A 16370-nucleotide genomic window follows, 5' to 3' on the forward strand; every position below is an offset into this window, starting at 1 on the left:
TGCACTATTGCTGCGAGTCGGGTGCACACCGGCGCGTCGAACCGCGGATCGGTGACACCCTCGCGTCGATCGAAATTATCGACGCAGACCCAGACGCTCGATGAGCGAACGGTACCGGGTGACGTCGACCTTGGCGATGTACTTGAGCAGACGACGACGACGTCCGACCAGCAGCAGCAGGCCGCGGCGGGAGTGGTGGTCGTGCTTGTGCATCTTGAGGTGCTCGGTCAAGCCGACGATGCGCTTGGTGAGCATTGCAACCTGCGCCTCGGGCGAGCCCGTGTCGGTGGGATGCAAGCCGTACTCGCCGAGAACGGCCTTCTTCTGTTCGGTGGTCAATGCCACTGGTAATACTCCTGAATCAATGACGTCCGCGTGAAAGGAAGCAACGCATCCGTAGCCGAAACGACGGAATCGAAGCCGGTACAGCCGCCACGGACCGCAGCGAGCACCGAAGAGACAGCGTATCAGGCTGCGCTGGCCGCCAGAATCGACCGGGCACGCTCGGCGTCGCGACCCATCTCGTCCACCAGCGCCTCCATCGAGTCGAACTTCTCCATGCCGCGAAGCCTCTCGACGAAGTCGACTGCGACGTGCTGGCCGTACAGGTCGGCCTCACCGTCGAGCACGAACGCCTCGACAGTCCTCGTGCGACCCGAGAACGTGGGGTTGGTGCCCACCGACACCGCTGCCGGATGCCGTTCGCCCGGAGTCACCGTTCCCATGATCGGACCGGGTCCGAGCACGGTGAACCATGCTGCGTATACGCCATCCGCGGGAATTGCCGAATACATCGGCGGCGCGACATTGGCTGTGGGATAGCCCATTTGACGACCCCGCCCGTCCCCGTGCACCACGACTCCCTCGACGCGATGCGCACGCCCGAGTGCGGCGGCTGCCGCGGCGACGTCACCTGCGTCCACACAGGATCTGATGTACGTCGAGGAGAACGTCACCGCATGCTCGGCGAGCAGGTTGACTCCATCGACCGCGAATCCGGACCGCTCGCCGATCTTGCGCAGCAGCGGAACGGTACCGAGCGCCTTCTTGCCGTACGTGAAATTCTCCCCGACCACGACCTCGGTGACGTGCAAGCGCTCGATCAAGATCTCGTGCACGTACCGCTCCGGCGTGAGCTTCATCAACTCCGGGGTGAACGGCATGACGCAGAAGACGTCGATGCCCAATTCCTCGGCCAGTTCGGCACGCCTCGTCAGGGTCGTCAGCTGAGCTGGATGGCTTCCCGGCCGGATGACTTCCATCGGATGCGGATCGAACGTCATGAGCACGCTCGGCACGCCGCGCTCCTTCGCAGCAGCGACTGCGCGCCCGATCAGTTGCGCGTGTCCGCGGTGAACACCGTCGAACACGCCGATCGTGAGCACGCATCTGCCCCAGTCGGCAGGTACATCGTCGAGACCTCGCCATCTCTGCACACCGGGAAGCCTACGGCCCGATGTCCGTCGGGTCACCCTCGGACAGGTGTGTCGCGTGCGCCAGGTATGGACAAAGAGGTAAACCCAGGGTAAATGTTTTGGTGTGCCTAACTTTTTTCTTCGCTCCTGTGGATCTCGTCGCCGACGAGTCGTCGCGAGTTGGGCCGTGGCAGGACTACTGGTAGCGGCTTCGGGCGGCTGCGCCCGTGCCGTGGGCGAGAACGATCCGACTGTGCCGGGCGACGGTCGACCCCTGGTTCTGACGACCTTCACAGTCCTCGCCGACATGGCCACCAACGTCGCAGGCGAGCACCTACGAGTGGAATCGATCACAAAAGCCGGGGCCGAGATCCACGGCTACGAGCCGACGCCGGGAGACCTACGGACTGCCGAGCGGGCCGAGCTGATCCTGGACAACGGGCTGGGGCTCGAAGCATGGTTCGAGAAGTTCGTCGAACGTATTCCGGCACCACATGCGGTGGTGAGTGCACACGTGGAGCCGATCTACATTCGCGACGATGCGTACGCCGGAAAGGCCAACCCGCACGCCTGGATGTCGCCGCTCGTAGCCGAGCAGTACGTGCAGAACATCGCCGACGCGTTCGTCGCGCTCGACCCTGCCAACGCCGACGACTACCGAACCAACGCCACCGACTACATCGAGCAACTCCGCGAGGTCGGTGCCGAACTCGACGCCGACCTGGCTGTGCTGCCTCCGCGTCAACGTGCGCTGGTCACCTGCGAGGGGGCGTTCGGGTACCTCGCCCGTGACTTCGACCTGCAGGAGGCCTATCTGTGGCCGGTCAACGCCGAACAGGAAGGAACACCGAGGCAGGTGGTGCACACCATCGATTTCGTTCGCGACAACGACGTACCCGCCGTGTTCTGCGAGTCGACAGTCTCGAGCAAGGCGCAACTGCAAGTTGCCGACGACACCGGCGCTCGGTTCGGCGGACAGCTCTACGTCGATTCGTTGAGCGATGGAGACGGCCCGGTTCCCACGTACCTGGATCTGCTGCGCTACGACGCCCGGCTGATCGCCGACGCACTGGTGGGGCAACGATGACCACACACAGTACGGCTCCGCGCGCCGACGGCGCTGCCCTGACGATCGAGACCGTCAACGTCCGATACCGCGACGTCGTGGCTCTCGTCGACGCGAGTCTGACGCTGGCACCCGGCCGAGTATGCGGGCTGGTCGGCATGAACGGATCGGGAAAGTCGACGCTCTTCAAGGCCGTGATGGGCGTGGTCAAGCCGAACACCGGCTCCATCACCGTGTTCGGCGGAGACCCCGCACAGGCGCGCAAGTCCGGCACGGTCAGCTACGTGCCCCAGGCGGAATCGGTCGATTGGACGTTCCCGATCAGCGTGCGCGACGTCGTGATGATGGGCCGTTACGGCAAGCAGAATGTCTTCCGCACTCCCCGAGCAGCCGATCGAGAAGCCGTCGACGAGGCTCTGCACCGCGTCGACCTCGCCGATCTTGCGAATCGACAGATCGGGCAGCTTTCGGGTGGTCAGCGCAAACGTGCGTTCGTCGCCCGTGCCATCGCCCAGGAGGCGTCACTGCTGTTGCTCGACGAACCCTTCGCCGGAGTGGACAAGAAGACCGAAGCAACCATCACCCGGCTGCTGCGCGAGCTCGCGTCCCACGGCGCATCGGTTCTCGTGTCCACCCACGATCTGCATGCCCTGCCGACTCTGTGCGACGAGGCGATCCTGTTGCAGCAGCGGGTGCTGATGCACGGCAGCCCAGCCGAGGTGTTGCGGCCGGAGAACCTCGCCCTGGCCTTCGGAATCGACCCGTCGACAGTCGACCAGCTGGGTGCAGGCACTCGGTCACCGGCAACACCGAACCGGGAAGCGAGCCGACCGTGTACCTGATCGACTTTCTGGTGGACCCACTCGAGTACACCTTCATGCAACGGGCACTGCTGGTGACCGTCACCGCCTCGATCGTGTGCGCGGTTCTGAGCTGTTGGCTCGTGCTCATCGGCTGGTCGCTGATGGGTGACGCGGTTTCGCACGCAGTGCTTCCCGGCGTCGCACTGTCGTATCTGTTCGGTGCACCGTTCGCGATCGGCGCGCTGCTGTTCGCTCTCATCGCGGTCGGCGCGATCGGCGTCGTCCGCAACACCACCATCGTCAAGGAAGATGCCGCCATCGGCGTCGTCTTCACCACCTTGTTCGCGCTCGGTGTGGTCCTGATCTCGAAGTTTCCCAGCCAGATCGACCTCAACCACATCCTCTTCGGCAATCTGCTCGGTGTCTCACAGGCCGACATGATTCAGGTGTTCGTCCTCGGCGGCATCGCCTTGGCCGTCATGCTCGTCAAACGTCGCGATTTCACTCTCTTTGCATTCGACCGCACCCAAGCTCGCGCAGTCGGGATCAATCCGACGGTGATCTCGGCGGTGATGCTGACCCTGCTGGCGCTCACCACCGTGGTCGCACTCCAGGCCGTCGGGGTGATCCTCGTCGTGGCGATGCTGATCACGCCCGGCGCATCCGCCTATCTGCTCACGCACAGTTTCGGGCGCATGCTGGCGCTGGCACCGCTCATCTCGGTGGGATGCGCACTGGTGGGCATCTACGCCAGCTTCTATCTCGATGTGTCGTCCGGTGGCAGTGTCGTGCTCACCCAGGGACTGGTCTTCGTGCTCGCATACCTGTTCAGCCCCTCGCACGGCATCGTCACACGCACCCTGCGTCGGCGCGGACAGGTGCCGGTAGCTCCGGCCGGGTGAGATGTCTTTTTCCATTGGATTGCCTAAGCTCGGCACCGTGGCGCAACGAAAAGACGATCCCACTCCGGCCGACGAGGGCGTCCAGCTGTCCGCGGTTGCGCAGGACTACCTCAAGGTGATCTGGACGGCCAGCGAGTGGAGCGAAGACTCCGTGAGCACCAAAATGCTCTCCGAACGCATCGGCGTGTCCGCCTCGACGGTGTCCGAAGCGATTCGCAAACTGGCAGACCAGGGCATGGTCGATCACGCCCGCTACGGAGCGATCTCTTTGACCGAGAAAGGCCGCCTGGCCGCCATCGGTATGGTGCGTCGTCACCGTCTGATCGAGACCTACCTCGTGCGTGAACTCGGCTACGGCTGGGACGAAGTCCACGACGAGGCGGAGATCCTCGAACATGCCGTCTCGGACCTGATGATGGACCGGATCGACTCCAAACTGGGCCACCCCGACCGGGATCCGCACGGAGACCCGATTCCTTCGGTCGACGGCGCGATCGACACCCCGTCCGCAACCCGACTCAGTGACTACCTCGACGGACAATCCGGCCGAGTTGCCAGAATCTCCGACTCCGATCCGGCGATGCTCCGCTACTTCGACTCCGTCGGAATCGCGCTGGACTTACCTATCACGGTGGTCGAACGACGCGACTACGCCGGCACCGTCGCCATCGAACTGGCACGAACCGACGCCACCGATTCCATCGACCTCGGCCATCGCGCCGCCGAGGCGATCTGGATGGTTCCCGCGACGTGACAACCGTGTTCGAATCGTTCGATGACCTCGTTCGGTGACCTAATTCAGTGACATCGTTCAGTGACCTGGTTCAGTGGCCACGCAGAGTCGCGGGCCGAACCACCATGACCGACCCGGCCCGCTTACCCCGCTCCTGAAGCAGCGCGATGGTGTGTCCTGTCGGATCGACTGCTGCGTAGACCCCGTCGATCCCCACCGGGTCCAGCCAGCGTCCCTGGCTCAGTGACTCCGCCTCGGCCGCGTCGATCTGCCGGTGTGGAAATGCAGTGCGCGCAGCCTGGTCGATATCGAGGCTGACAGCTGGATCCTCGGCCAGCTCGTCGAGCGTGCGTGCGTGCTCGAGAGTGAAGGGCCCGACACGAGTACGGCGCAGTACCGTCAGGTGGCCGCCGACCCCCAGTGCAGCACCGAGGTCACGTGCCAGTGCCCGCACATACGTCCCCGACGTGCAGTCCACCTCGACGTCGAGGTCGACGAAGGAGGACTCGAGGTCCACCACGTTGCGCCTGGCCGTCACGTCGAATCGGGTGACGGTGACCTTCCGGGCGGCGAGGGTGAAATCCTCGCCGGCGCGAGACAACTTGTGTGCGCGTTGACCGTCGACCTTGATGGCACTGACGCGCGCCGGAACCTGTTCGATATCGCCCGTCAACCCGGAGACTGCGATCGCGATGTCCGAATCGGAGACGTGCGCGGCCGAGGTGTCCGCCAGGACGTCCCCCTCGGCATCGTCGGTCGTCGTGCTGCGGCCGAGCCGCACTGTCGCGGTGTACGACTTGGTCGTCAAGGAGAGCAGCCCGAGCATCTTGGTAGCTCGCTCCACGCCGAGTACGAGAACTCCGGTGGCCATCGGGTCGAGGGTCCCCGCATGGCCGACTTTTCTGGTGCGCAACAGTTTTCGACACGAAGCCACCACATCGTGACTCGTCACACCTGGCCCCTTGTCGACCACGAGCAGACCGGCACCGACGAGACCGGAAGAAATTTTTTCGCGAGCGCTCACGAGAGAGCATTGTGCCAGGCGCGTAGAGCCGGTCGTCACATCGCCGAAATCGCGGTCATCACCAGGCCGCCCGCCACCATCCATCGGCCGTCGAACGCAGTCAGCGGCGAGCCGGTGACGGTGTCACCCGGCACCAGCAGTTCGGAACGGAACGTCCCCGAGATGTCGTCACCGGAGCCGGTGCGCTCGAAGGTGATGTGCGCGTCCTCGAACCCGAGCCACCGTCCGGTCAGCGGCTCCCAGGCCTTGTACGTGGCTTCCTTGGCGCAGAACAACACGCGATCCCAGTGCACGTCGTCGCGTCCCGCAGTCGCGAGCCAGTCTCGTTCGGCCTCCAGGCTCACCGCCTCCAACACGCCGTCGGGCAGGGGCCCGTGCGGCTCGGCGTCGATCCCCACCGATCGGACCTGCATCGAGTAGGCAAGCACCGCGCCGCGATAGCCGTCGCAGTGAGTCAATGATCCGACCACGCCCTTCGGCCACTGCGGAGCTCCGGATTTACCGCGCATGATCGGCGCCGGCTCCACGCCCAACTTCTCCATTGCCAAGCGCGCACAGTGCCGAGCCGACGTGAATTCACGCTTGCGTTTGTCCACTGCCTTGGCGACCAACGGAGCTTCGAGCGGGTGGGGAGTCAAATCAGGTGGATCGGCGAACAATTCGGCCGACACGACACCCTTCGGAAGTATGGATTCGATCACTTGCCCGCCCTCATCTTCTCTACTTCCGCCTCCATCTCGGGCGTCACCGTGAAGTGGCCGCCCCACTTGTTCAGCGCACCCGGCGGATACTCGGGGACCGGAAGAATCTGTCGCAGAACATTCTTCGGTAGCCCGCGGCGCTGCCACTCACGGGGGTAACCCACCGACACCTCCTCGAAGCGGACGCCATCGTAATAGGTCGTCCGCGGGATGTGCAGGTGACCGTACACCGAGCAGATCGCGTTGTACCGGGTGTGCCAGTCCGCCGTCAGAGTCGACCCACACCACAGCGCGAACTCCGGGTAGAACAACACCTCGGTCGGCTGACGAACCATCGGAAAGTGGTTGATCAGCACTGTGGGAACGGTGGTGTCCAGCGCGTCGAGGCGCTCCCGAGTGGCATCGATTCGCGCATGACACCAGGCGTCTCGCGTCGCGTACGGCTGCGAGGACAGTAGAAATTCATCGGTGGCGACGACGTTCTTCTCCCGAGCGATCGCCAATCCGTGCTCTTTGTCTCTGGCTCCCTGCGGGAGGAACGAGTAGTCGTAGAGCAGGAACATCGGCACTATCGTCGCCGGTCCGCCCTCCCCCTCCCACCGCAGATAAGGGTCCTCCGGGGTGACGACGTCGATCTCGCGGCACAGGTTCACCAGATACTCGTACCGTGCAGCTCCGTGAATCTGCACCGGGTCCTTGACCGTCGTCCACAGTTCGTGGTTTCCGGGAACCCAGATGACCTTCGCGAAACGGCTACGGAGCAGCTCGAGCGCCCACTTGATGTCGTCGGTCTTCTCCGAGACGTCTCCGGCAACGATCAGCCAGTCGTCGGGCGATTCGGGGAAGATGTCCTCGGTGACGGGGCGGTTGCCCCGATGTCCGACGTGAATGTCGCTCACTGCCCACAGCTTCGCTGCCACTGATGATCCTTTCCGATGCGCTCGGCCGCCCGCGTCCAATAGCCGGAACCGTCCGAGAAAGTACCAACGCCCAATACTCCACGGAGATTCCACCGCGAGTCCCAGTGGGGTGAACCGGTGCCTCGGCGAACCGTCGGCAGTGCCGGACTTCGAGATAGCGTTCGGTGCCCCAACAACCGCACATTCGGGCATATGATGCCCTTCATGACGATTTTGCGGACAACTGCGGCAATGCAGGTGCCTCGGTGACGGTGCCTCCGATCAGGGTTCGAGACGCCGCCGCACTGCTCGGCGTCAGCGACGACACCGTACGGCGATGGATCGACAGCGGCACGCTCGCTTCGCTCGAAGACGAGACCGGGCGCAAAGTGATCGCCGGCCGAGACCTGGCCGACTACGCCCGTGACCATGCCGCTCCCCCTCCGGAAGTCTCCTCCGGAGGCAGTTCGGCCCGTAACCGACTGGTCGGGCTGGTCACCGACGTGGTCTCCGACACGGTGATGAGCGAAGTCAGCATGCAATGCGGGCCGTTCTCCATCGTGTCCCTGATAAGTACGAAGTCGGTTCGCGAACTGGGACTCGAGCCGGGCAAGGTCACCGTCGCGGTCATCAAGGCGACGACCGTCATCGTCGACACACCCTAGAACGCAGGAGATCTCAGTGAGAACAAGGCAACCGGGCCGATTCACCCCGATCGCGGGCACCCTGATCGCGGCCACCCTGATCGCGGGCACGTCGATGCTGGCCGGGTGCAGCTCCCCATCCGTGACGTCCACGACGGATTCTGCACCGGTCGAAGGCACCGTCGGAGGCGAGATCACCGTGTTCGCCGCGGCGTCACTACGGGCACCCTTCACCGAGCTCGGTGCGCGCTTCCACGTCGAACACCCTGGCACCTCGATCGAGTTCAGTTTCGCGGGTTCCTCCGATCTCGCCGCTCAGCTGATCGCCGGAGCTCCTGCAGACGTCTTCGCATCGGCGGATACGAACAACATGATCAAGGTCGCCGACGCAGGCCTTGTCGCCGGCGATCCGACAGACTTCGCCACCAACACTCTGACCATCGTCACCGCGCCGGGGAACCCCGACAACGTCACCTCGTTCGCAGACCTGGCGAACCCCGACGTATTGACGGTGATCTGTGCACCCCAGGTGCCGTGCGGCGCGGCCACGGCCTCCGTCGAGTCCGCGACCGGCACAGACATCCCGGCGGTCAGCGAGGAATCCTCGGTGACCGATGTGCTGGGTAAGGTCACCTCTGGTCAAGCGGATGCAGGCCTGGTGTACGTCACCGATGCTGCCGGCGCGGGTGCTGCCGTGACAGCGGTGCCTTTCGAGGAATCGAGCGGAGCCGTCAACACCTACCCGATCGCGACGTCGAGCACGACCGACAACCCGGACACCGCTCGCGCCTTCACCGAGTTCGTCACCGGACCCGTCGGCCGAGACGTACTCGCCGGTGCCGGTTTCGCGACACCGTGACCGCGCGGATACTCGACGGGCGGTCGGGCTCACGCCGCAGTCCCACGGTCGGCGTGCCGCTGTGGATTTTCGTCCCGGCTGCCATCGGTGCGCTTGTCGTCGTGGCACCACTGGCCGCGATGTTCACCCGAATCGACTGGTCGAACTTTTTCGGGCTCGTCACCTCGGAGTCTGCGGTAGCGGCATTGATCCTGAGCCTGAAGACGGCAACCGCGAGTACGGCACTGTGCGTACTGCTGGGCGTGCCGATGGCAATCGTGCTCTCGCGCAGCGAGATTCGAGGACTCGGTGTACTTCGATCCCTCGTCGTGCTGCCCTTGGTTCTGCCTCCGGTGGTCGGCGGCATCGCGCTGCTCTACACCTTCGGACGCCAGGGCCTGCTGGGCGAACATCTCGAAGCATTGGGAATCCGAATCGCGTTCACCACCGCAGCCGTGGTGTTGGCGCAGGTATTCGTGTCGCTGCCGTTTCTCGTCGTCAGCGTCGAAGGTGCCCTGCGTACGGCCGGCAGCCGCTACGACGTGGTAGCCGCGACTCTGGGGGCCACTCCGACTACCGTCCTACGCCGCGTCACCATTCCGTTGATACTCCCCGGCTTGGTGTCCGGGACCGTTCTGGCGTTCGCGCGGGCACTGGGAGAGTTCGGAGCGACCTTGACCTTCGCCGGCTCTCTCGAGGGTGTGACCAGAACACTTCCGCTGGAAATCTATCTGCAGCGAGAGACCGATCCCGATGCGGCGGTGGCGCTGTCGCTGCTGTTGATTCTCGTCGCGGCGCTTGTCGTCGTCACCGCGCGTGGCACTCGGTCGTCGGGCACGCTGTGAACGCACTGCATATCAGCGCCACTCTCGGCGTCCGTGGAATCGACCTCGAACTGGACGTCGAAGAAGGCGAGACGGTCGCAATCCTCGGACCCAACGGGGCCGGCAAGTCGACACTGCTGCAACTCGTCTCGGGCTCGGTGCTACCCGACAGCGGAGACGTCCGTCTGGGCGAGGACGTGTTGACCGACACCTCGTCGAGAATCTTCGTTCCGATTCACGCCCGAGGCGTCGCCACTCTCGCCCAGGACGCGCTGTTGTTTCCCCACATGGACGCGCGTACCAATGTGGCCTTCGCTCCCCGCAGCACCGGTGCGAACCGCGCACACGCGAATGGCGTGGCCGACAGATGGTTGGACGCCGTCGGCGCATCTCACCTGGCCGGTCGCCGTCCAGCACAGCTGTCCGGTGGTCAGGCCCAGCGTGTTGCGATTGCGCGCGCCCTTGCCGCAGATCCTCGACTGCTACTGCTCGACGAACCACTTGCCGCGCTGGACGTCGAAACGGCCCCGGCGGTCCGGCGAGTGCTGCGGACCGTACTGCGGGAGAGCGCTCGCACGGCGTTGATCGTCACCCACGATCTCCTCGACGTCGTCGCACTCGCCGATTCCGTCGCGGTGATCGACAACGGGCGCGTGGTCGAGCGTGGTTCGGTCGCCGACGTCCTCACCACTCCGCGCAGCGAATTCGGTGCCCGCATCGCCGGAGTGAACCTGCTGTCGGGACGCGCCGTCGATGCCGACGACACGACGAGTCTGACCACGAGTTGGGGGATGAAGGTCCGTGGTTCGGGGCGGCACGCCACCGGAACGCCACTGGTTGCAGTGTTCTCCCCCGCTGCGGTCTCGGTGCACCCCACGCCGCCGCATGCCAGCCCCCGGAACGTCTTCGAGGTGGTGATCGAAGAGATGGAGGTCCAAGGCTCCGGCATTCGTGTTCGATCGCGCCCGCATCCCGACGGCTCACCCGGTATGGCTGCCGACATCACTCCCGCTGCGGTCTCGGATCTGGGGCTCGAACCGGGACGCAGCGTGTTCTTCGTGGTGAAGAGCCGCGAGGTGGCTTTGCACCCCGCGCTGCAGTCACGACCGTAGTTGCCTATCACTACCGATCACGAGCCACTTTCCGGACAGCACTCGCCCCGCGACAGCGAGCATGCGCAAGCCGACGAAGACACCGAGGCCGATCCAGATCCCCACCAACCCCCAGTCGAAGACCAGCGCCGACCAGATGAACGGCAGGAAGCCGACCAGGGCGCAGGCCATGGTCGCGTTCCGCAGGAATGCCGCATCACCACTGCCGAGCAGAACCCCGTCCAACGCGAACACCACACCGGCAATGGGAATGATCGCGACGAAGATCCACCAGATCGCATGCATCTGATCGACGACGGACGCATCGGTGGTGAACAGCTCAGGGATGAACGCCCGCCCGACGGCGAACAACGCGGCAAGAACGACAGCGAACACCGTCGACCATGCAGTCAATCGCCACGCCAGGGCGCGCGCATCCCCGGTCCTACCGGCACCCAACGCGGCCCCCACGAGGGCTTGTGCGGCAATTGCCAAGGAATCGAGCATCAGCGACACCAGGTTCCACATGTGCAGCACCACCTGGTTGGCGGCGACCGAAGCGGCACCGAACCGCGACGCGACCGCAGCGGCCGAGAGGAAGCACGCCTGGAACGCGAGACTGCGCACGATGAGGTCACGGCCGAGCACCAACTGTGCCCGCATCACCACCCATCGTGGCCGTAATTCGGTGCCCTGTCGCACGACCGCCACGACGAACAACGCTCCCGCGACGCCCTGGCCGATCACGTTCGCCACGGCCGATCCCACGAGCTCGAGTCGTGGAAATCCGAGTGTCCCGTGAACCAGAAGCGGGCACAGCAGAGCCGACACACCGAAGCCGAGAACAACGAAGCGAAGAGGCGACAGCGTGTTCTGAACTCCACGCATCCATCCGTTTCCGGCCAACGAGACAAGAATGAACGGCACTCCCAGCAGAGCTACCCGCAGCCACGCGATGGCCTCGGCGGCGATGTCGCCGCCGCCGGTGAGTACCGACACCACAGGCTGGGCTGACAGCTGCACGACCGCCACGATGGCGATCCCGATCGCCAAGGCCAGCCAGGTTGCCTGAACCCCTTCGCCGACGGCATCGCGTTCGCGTCCGGCACCATGCATACGCGCTGCGCGCGCAGTGGTTCCGTACGACAGAAAAGTCAGCTGGGTACTGACCTGCGCCAGCACGAGACCGCCGATCGCCAGCCCGGCGAGCGCCAGCGCACCGAGTCGGCCGACCACGGCGGCATCGAACAACAAATACAGGGGTTCGGCGGCGAGGACGCCCAGGGAGGGCAGCGACAGACCGAGAATTTTTCGAGCGGTGACGGGGGTGGAACTCACGACGTCGACAAGGCCCCGCGCAGAGCATCGACCACGTCGTCCAGCGCTCCCGCAGCGGTGTAGCCGGCTGCGTTGCGGTGACCGCCACCGCCCAGGCTGCATGCGACCGCCGACACGTCGACCTCGGTCTTCGAACGCAGCGAAACCACCCACACCGAACCGAAGTCCTGCTGCTTCAACACTGCGGCAACTTCGGCTTCGGACGTGGTGCGCACGATGTCGATCACACTCTCGATCTCTTCGGACCGGAGCCCGACCGCGTCCTGGCTACGAATGACCGCGTACACCAACCCGCCCCCGTCGGCCGCGTCGGGAAGCAACGTTGCCGAGCCGAGCACTGCCCCGAGCATCGGCAGCCAGTTGAAGGGGTGGGTATCGAGCAGCCTGCGCGCGATGTGGGCACCGTCGATCCCCGTCGCCAACAGTCTCTCGGCGAGCAGGTGCGAACCCGGCCGAACCCAGCGAAACGATCCGGTGTCGGTGACCAGGCCCGCGAAAAGCAGGTGCGCCAGATCTGCATCGATCTCGACGCCCCACTGATCGAGCAGATGGGCGATCACGGCGGTGGTGGACTCTGCCGACGCGAACACCACGTTGACCGTTCCGAAGTGGGTGTTGCTGCGGTGATGATCGATGACGAGACTTCCCGACGCAGAATCGAGGCGGTCACCCAGCGAACCCAGCCGATCTCGACTTCCGGCATCGACCGTGACCACGAGATCGACGACCTCGGCCACCTTGTCGGCATCGACCAGCAAGTGCCTGCCCGGCAATTCGTCCATCGATTCGGGCAGGGACGACGGTGTGGCAAATGCAACTTGGACGCGTGCGCCGCGCCGTTCGAGTACAGAACCGAGAGCCAGCCCACTGCCTATCGTGTCGGCATCGGGCTGCACGTGGCACAGGACGGTCACCGACGACGCGCTTTCGAGCATCTCGATCGCCCGCGCCAGATCCTCGTTGGGCTCCGACGCTGCCCGCGAACCATTGGACATGTCAGTCGGCTTCGGCAGGCTCGACGTCTGCGGGAGTGGAGCCTGCGGAATGACCATTCGGCCCGGGAGTGGAGCCTGCGGAATGACCATTCGGCCCGGGAGTGGAGCCTGCGGAATGACCATTCGGCCCGGGAGTGGAGCCTGCGGAATGACCGGGTGATGCGGGAGTGGAGCCTGCGGAATGAGTGTCTGCGTCGTCGGCGAGTTCGCGGGGAGCCTTGTACGGATCAGGATCACCTGCCGGCGTAGCGTTCGCACGGGCGCGGGCCAGTTCCTCGTCGGCCATGCGGGCACGCTCGAGAAGCTCTTCCATGTGACGGGCGGTGTCGGGCACCGTATCGGTCACGAACGTCAGTGTCGGAGTGAACCGCACACCTGTCCCCGCCCCGACTTTCGAGCGCAGTACGCCCTTTGCCTTCTCCAGGCCCGCCGCAGCGCCCTGCAGGTCAGGGGGACTATCGAGGTCTTCACCCATGACGGTGTAGTACACCGTGGCGTCGTGCAGGTCGGCGGTCACCTTGGTGTCGGTGATCGTCACGAAGGCCAGACGTGGATCCTTGATCTCGTGATCGATCGCCGTCGCAACGATGGCGGCGATTCGCTTGGACAATTTACGAGCCCTGGCCTGATCCACCACGACAATCACACTCCTCTTTCATGGCCGAACGTCGATTCTTTTGCGACATCCCGACGGCTGTGCACTTCACGTCCGACGAGCGATGCTCGGCAGACTTCTCGGATCAATCCTCGGGTCCGAAAATTCTCCGGCGTACTGCCAACAGTTCCAGATCGTGGCGTTCGGCGACGTGCCGTTCGCACTCGTCCAGCTTGTCGTGCAGCAGATCTACATCCGTGCCGGCTGCGGCGACCCCGAGTAGCGACCGCCTTATTCGTTCTCGTTCACCGGTTTCGGCAGCCGACACTCCCAACTTGTGCAAATCACCGAGAACCGGTTCCATCATCGACCGCTTCTCGGCGAGCGAACGCACGTCCCCCATCAACACGTCCAACTCCAGAGCACCCAGATACACGCTGACGTCCTTCGATCGGCTCCGACGACAAAGCCGGTGGCGGTACAACTGTCGTACCGCCACCGGCTCGAAAGTCGGAGCGCAGTGTCACTCCCCTGGCTTCACCACCGAGCCCACGCGACCGGATACGGAGCCGACTGGCCCCGTCGACTTGCTAGTCGCGCGGCTTTTCACGGAGTTCGTACGCCTCTATGACATCGCCCACCTTGATGTCGGAGTACGTCACCGTCAAACCACATTCATATCCTTCACGAACCTCGACCGCGTCGTCCTTCTCGCGGCGAAGCGAGGAGATCGTGACGGTCTCGGCAACGACCGCATTGTCACGGAGCAGACGCGCCTTGGCATTGCGACGGATAGTACCGGAGGTAACGAGGCAACCGGCGATGTTTCCGACCTTGGAGGAACGGAACAGCGCGCGGATCTCGGCCTGGCCCAGTGCGACCTCTTCGTAGATCGGCTTGAGCATGCCCTTGAGGGCCTTCTCGATCTCGTCGATGGCCTGGTAGATCACCGAGTAGTACCGAATGTCGACACCCTCACGGTTGGCGAGCTCGGTCGCCTTGCCCTCGGCCCGAACGTTGAAGCCGATGATGATCGCGTTGGACGCCGACGCCAGGTTGACGTTGGTCTCCGTCACGCCACCGACACCGCGGTCGATGACCCGAAGTTCGACCTCGTCGTCGATAGCGATGCCGAGCAATGCCTCTTCGAGAGCTTCGACGGTGCCCGAGTTGTCACCCTTGAGGATCAAGTTGAGCTGCGAAGTCTCCTTCAGAGCTGCATCGAGATCGTCGAGGCTGATGCGCTTACGACTCTTCGCGGCAAGCGCGTTGCGCTTACGAGCGTTGCGTCGATCAGCGATCTGACGTGCGATTCGATCCTCGTCGACCACCAGAAGGTTGTCGCCTGCACCGGGCACCGACGTGAAGCCGATGACCTGAACGGGACGGGACGGGAGCGCTTCGGTGACGTCAGCGCCGTGCTCGTCGACCATCCGGCGAACGCGTCCGTACGCGTCGCCTGCCACGATCGAGTCACCGACACGGAGCGTTCCGCGGGCGATGAGCACGGTCGCAACCGGTCCACGACCACGGTCGAGGTGCGCCTCGATGGCGACACCCTGAGCTTCCATGTCCGGGTTGGCGCGCAGATCGAGCGACGCATCGGCCGTCAGCAACACCGCGTCGAGAAGGGCATCGATGTTGGTGCCCTGCTTTGCGGAGATGTCGACGAACATCGTCTCGCCGCCGTACTCCTCGGCGACCAGACCGTACTCGGTGAGCTGCTGCCGGATCTTGTCCGGATTCGCGCCTTCCTTGTCGATCTTGTTCACCGCGACCACGATCGGCACTTCGGCCGCCTGGGCGTGGTTGATGGCCTCCACCGTCTGCGGCATGACGCCGTCGTCGGCTGCAACCACCAGGATCGCGAGGTCGGTGGCCTTGGCACCACGGGCACGCATGGCCGTGAAGGCCTCGTGGCCGGGGGTGTCGATGAACGTCACGAGACGCTCGTTGCCCTCGAGCTCGGTCAGCACCTGGTATGCACCGATGTGCTGCGTGATTCCGCCGGCCTCGCCTTCGCGCACCGTGGTGTTGCGAATCGAGTCGAGCAGTCGCGTCTTACCGTGATCGACGTGGCCCATGACGGTGACCACCGGGGGACGCTGTTCGAGATCTTCCTCGCCGCCGGCGTCCTCGCCGTAGGTGAGGTCGAACGAGTCGAGCAGTTCGCGATCTTCGTCCTCAGGGCTGACGACCTGTACGACGTAGTTCATTTCACCGCCGAGAAGTTCCAGCGTCTCGTCGTTGACCGATTGCGTCGCGGTGACCATCTCACCGAGGTTGAACAGAGCCTGAACCAGTGCAGCCGGGTTCGCGTCGATCTTGTCCGCGAAGTCCGACAGCGAGGCACCGCGGGCGAGACGAATGGTCTCACCGTTGCCGCGGGGCAGCCTGACGCCGCCGACGGCCGGAGCCTGCATGCTCTCGTACTCGGCGCGTTTCGCCCGCTTCGACTTGCGGCCACGACGGACTGCTCCGCCGGGACGACCGAATGCACCT

At 64.5% G+C, this 16370-nt stretch carries 17 protein-coding genes and 1 pseudogene; 8 read left to right on the plus strand and 10 right to left on the minus strand.

Annotation, left to right across the window (positions count from 1 at the left end; genetic code table 11):
- Positions 1–75 precede the first annotated feature (75 nt).
- Both rpsO and RHODMAR_RS17690 read right to left on the minus strand, forming a co-directional pair.
- On the minus strand, positions 76–345 hold the full coding sequence (rpsO, locus tag RHODMAR_RS17685) for a 30S ribosomal protein S15 (protein ID WP_008717069.1): 270 nt from the start codon (positions 343–345) through the stop codon (positions 76–78).
- Positions 346–467: 122 nt separating this feature from the next.
- On the minus strand, positions 468–1436 hold the full coding sequence (locus RHODMAR_RS17690; protein ID WP_198289471.1) for a bifunctional riboflavin kinase/FAD synthetase: 969 nt from the start codon (positions 1434–1436) through the stop codon (positions 468–470).
- 103 nt (positions 1437–1539) lie between these two features.
- Between RHODMAR_RS17690 and RHODMAR_RS17695 the strand changes: the two genes are divergently transcribed.
- Genes RHODMAR_RS17695 through RHODMAR_RS17710 form a run of 4 tightly spaced genes read left to right on the plus strand, consistent with a single transcriptional unit; the run spans position 1540 to position 4940 of the window.
- On the plus strand, positions 1540–2502 hold the full coding sequence (locus RHODMAR_RS17695) for a metal ABC transporter substrate-binding protein (RefSeq protein WP_051048139.1): 963 nt from the start codon (positions 1540–1542) through the stop codon (positions 2500–2502).
- Positions 2499–3323, plus strand: coding sequence for a metal ABC transporter ATP-binding protein (locus RHODMAR_RS17700; RefSeq protein ID WP_008717083.1), 825 nt, complete (start codon positions 2499–2501; stop codon positions 3321–3323). The genes RHODMAR_RS17695 and RHODMAR_RS17700 overlap by 4 nt, the downstream gene beginning before the upstream one ends.
- Positions 3314–4186, plus strand: a complete 873-nt coding sequence (locus RHODMAR_RS17705; RefSeq protein WP_008717085.1) for a metal ABC transporter permease — start codon at positions 3314–3316, stop codon at positions 4184–4186. The genes RHODMAR_RS17700 and RHODMAR_RS17705 overlap by 10 nt, the downstream gene beginning before the upstream one ends.
- Positions 4187–4205: 19 nt before the next feature.
- Positions 4206–4940, plus strand: a complete 735-nt coding sequence (locus tag RHODMAR_RS17710) for a metal-dependent transcriptional regulator (RefSeq protein ID WP_232433697.1) — start codon at positions 4206–4208, stop codon at positions 4938–4940.
- Positions 4941–5010: 70 nt separating this feature from the next.
- On the opposite strand, the gene truB is transcribed toward RHODMAR_RS17710, so the two are convergent.
- The 3 genes from truB to RHODMAR_RS17725 are packed head-to-tail and all read right to left on the minus strand — an operon-like array spanning position 5011 to position 7564.
- Positions 5011–5943 (minus strand): tRNA pseudouridine(55) synthase TruB, encoded by a 933-nt coding sequence (truB, locus tag RHODMAR_RS17715; protein WP_008717089.1) that lies wholly within the window; start codon positions 5941–5943, stop codon positions 5011–5013.
- A gap of 35 nt (positions 5944–5978) precedes the next feature.
- Positions 5979–6644 (minus strand): 4'-phosphopantetheinyl transferase family protein, encoded by a 666-nt coding sequence (locus tag RHODMAR_RS17720; protein ID WP_008717091.1) that lies wholly within the window; start codon positions 6642–6644, stop codon positions 5979–5981.
- Positions 6641–7564 (minus strand): metallophosphoesterase family protein, encoded by a 924-nt coding sequence (locus RHODMAR_RS17725; RefSeq protein ID WP_008717093.1) that lies wholly within the window; start codon positions 7562–7564, stop codon positions 6641–6643. The genes RHODMAR_RS17720 and RHODMAR_RS17725 overlap by 4 nt, the downstream gene beginning before the upstream one ends.
- A 251-nt stretch (positions 7565–7815) precedes the next feature.
- On the opposite strand from RHODMAR_RS17725, the gene RHODMAR_RS17730 reads away from it, so the two are divergent.
- The 4 genes from RHODMAR_RS17730 to RHODMAR_RS17745 all read left to right on the plus strand — a co-directional run bounded on the left by RHODMAR_RS17730 (position 7816) and on the right by RHODMAR_RS17745 (position 10961).
- Complete coding sequence (locus RHODMAR_RS17730; RefSeq protein ID WP_042939763.1) at positions 7816–8208, plus strand: TOBE domain-containing protein; 393 nt, start codon at positions 7816–7818, stop codon at positions 8206–8208.
- A 94-nt stretch (positions 8209–8302) separates the two neighbouring features.
- A complete protein-coding gene (modA, locus tag RHODMAR_RS17735) occupies positions 8303–9046 on the plus strand; it encodes a molybdate ABC transporter substrate-binding protein (protein WP_051048145.1) in 744 nt (247 codons plus the stop codon).
- On the plus strand, positions 9043–9870 hold the full coding sequence (locus RHODMAR_RS17740; RefSeq protein WP_008717100.1) for an ABC transporter permease: 828 nt from the start codon (positions 9043–9045) through the stop codon (positions 9868–9870). The genes modA and RHODMAR_RS17740 overlap by 4 nt, the downstream gene beginning before the upstream one ends.
- Entirely contained in the window at positions 9867–10961 is a 1095-nt protein-coding gene (locus tag RHODMAR_RS17745; protein WP_008717102.1) for a sulfate/molybdate ABC transporter ATP-binding protein, read from the plus strand. Before RHODMAR_RS17740 ends, RHODMAR_RS17745 begins: the two co-directional genes overlap by 4 nt.
- On the opposite strand, the gene RHODMAR_RS17750 is transcribed toward RHODMAR_RS17745, so the two are convergent.
- The 5 genes and pseudogenes from RHODMAR_RS17750 to infB form a co-directional block, all read right to left on the minus strand.
- On the minus strand, positions 10950–12278 hold the full coding sequence (locus tag RHODMAR_RS17750; protein WP_008717104.1) for an MATE family efflux transporter: 1329 nt from the start codon (positions 12276–12278) through the stop codon (positions 10950–10952). The genes RHODMAR_RS17745 and RHODMAR_RS17750 overlap by 12 nt on opposite strands.
- Positions 12275–13273 (minus strand): DHH family phosphoesterase, encoded by a 999-nt coding sequence (locus RHODMAR_RS17755; RefSeq protein ID WP_008717106.1) that lies wholly within the window; start codon positions 13271–13273, stop codon positions 12275–12277. Before RHODMAR_RS17755 ends, RHODMAR_RS17750 begins: the two co-directional genes overlap by 4 nt.
- A 193-nt stretch (positions 13274–13466) precedes the next feature.
- Positions 13467–13910: pseudogene (gene rbfA, locus RHODMAR_RS17760) on the minus strand (30S ribosome-binding factor RbfA); the annotation flags it as partial.
- A 103-nt stretch (positions 13911–14013) separates the two neighbouring features.
- Positions 14014–14304: a DUF503 domain-containing protein gene (locus tag RHODMAR_RS17765; RefSeq protein ID WP_008717108.1), complete on the minus strand. Its 291-nt coding sequence runs from the start codon at positions 14302–14304 to the stop codon at positions 14014–14016.
- A gap of 154 nt (positions 14305–14458) precedes the next feature.
- Positions 14459–16370, minus strand: a 1912-nt coding sequence (gene infB, locus RHODMAR_RS17770; RefSeq protein ID WP_081606037.1) for a translation initiation factor IF-2, incomplete at its 5' end; no start/stop codon positions are given.

Origin of the sequence: Rhodococcus sp. AW25M09, from assembly GCF_000333955.1 — a bacterium.
Classification (GTDB): domain Bacteria; phylum Actinomycetota; class Actinomycetes; order Mycobacteriales; family Mycobacteriaceae; genus Rhodococcoides.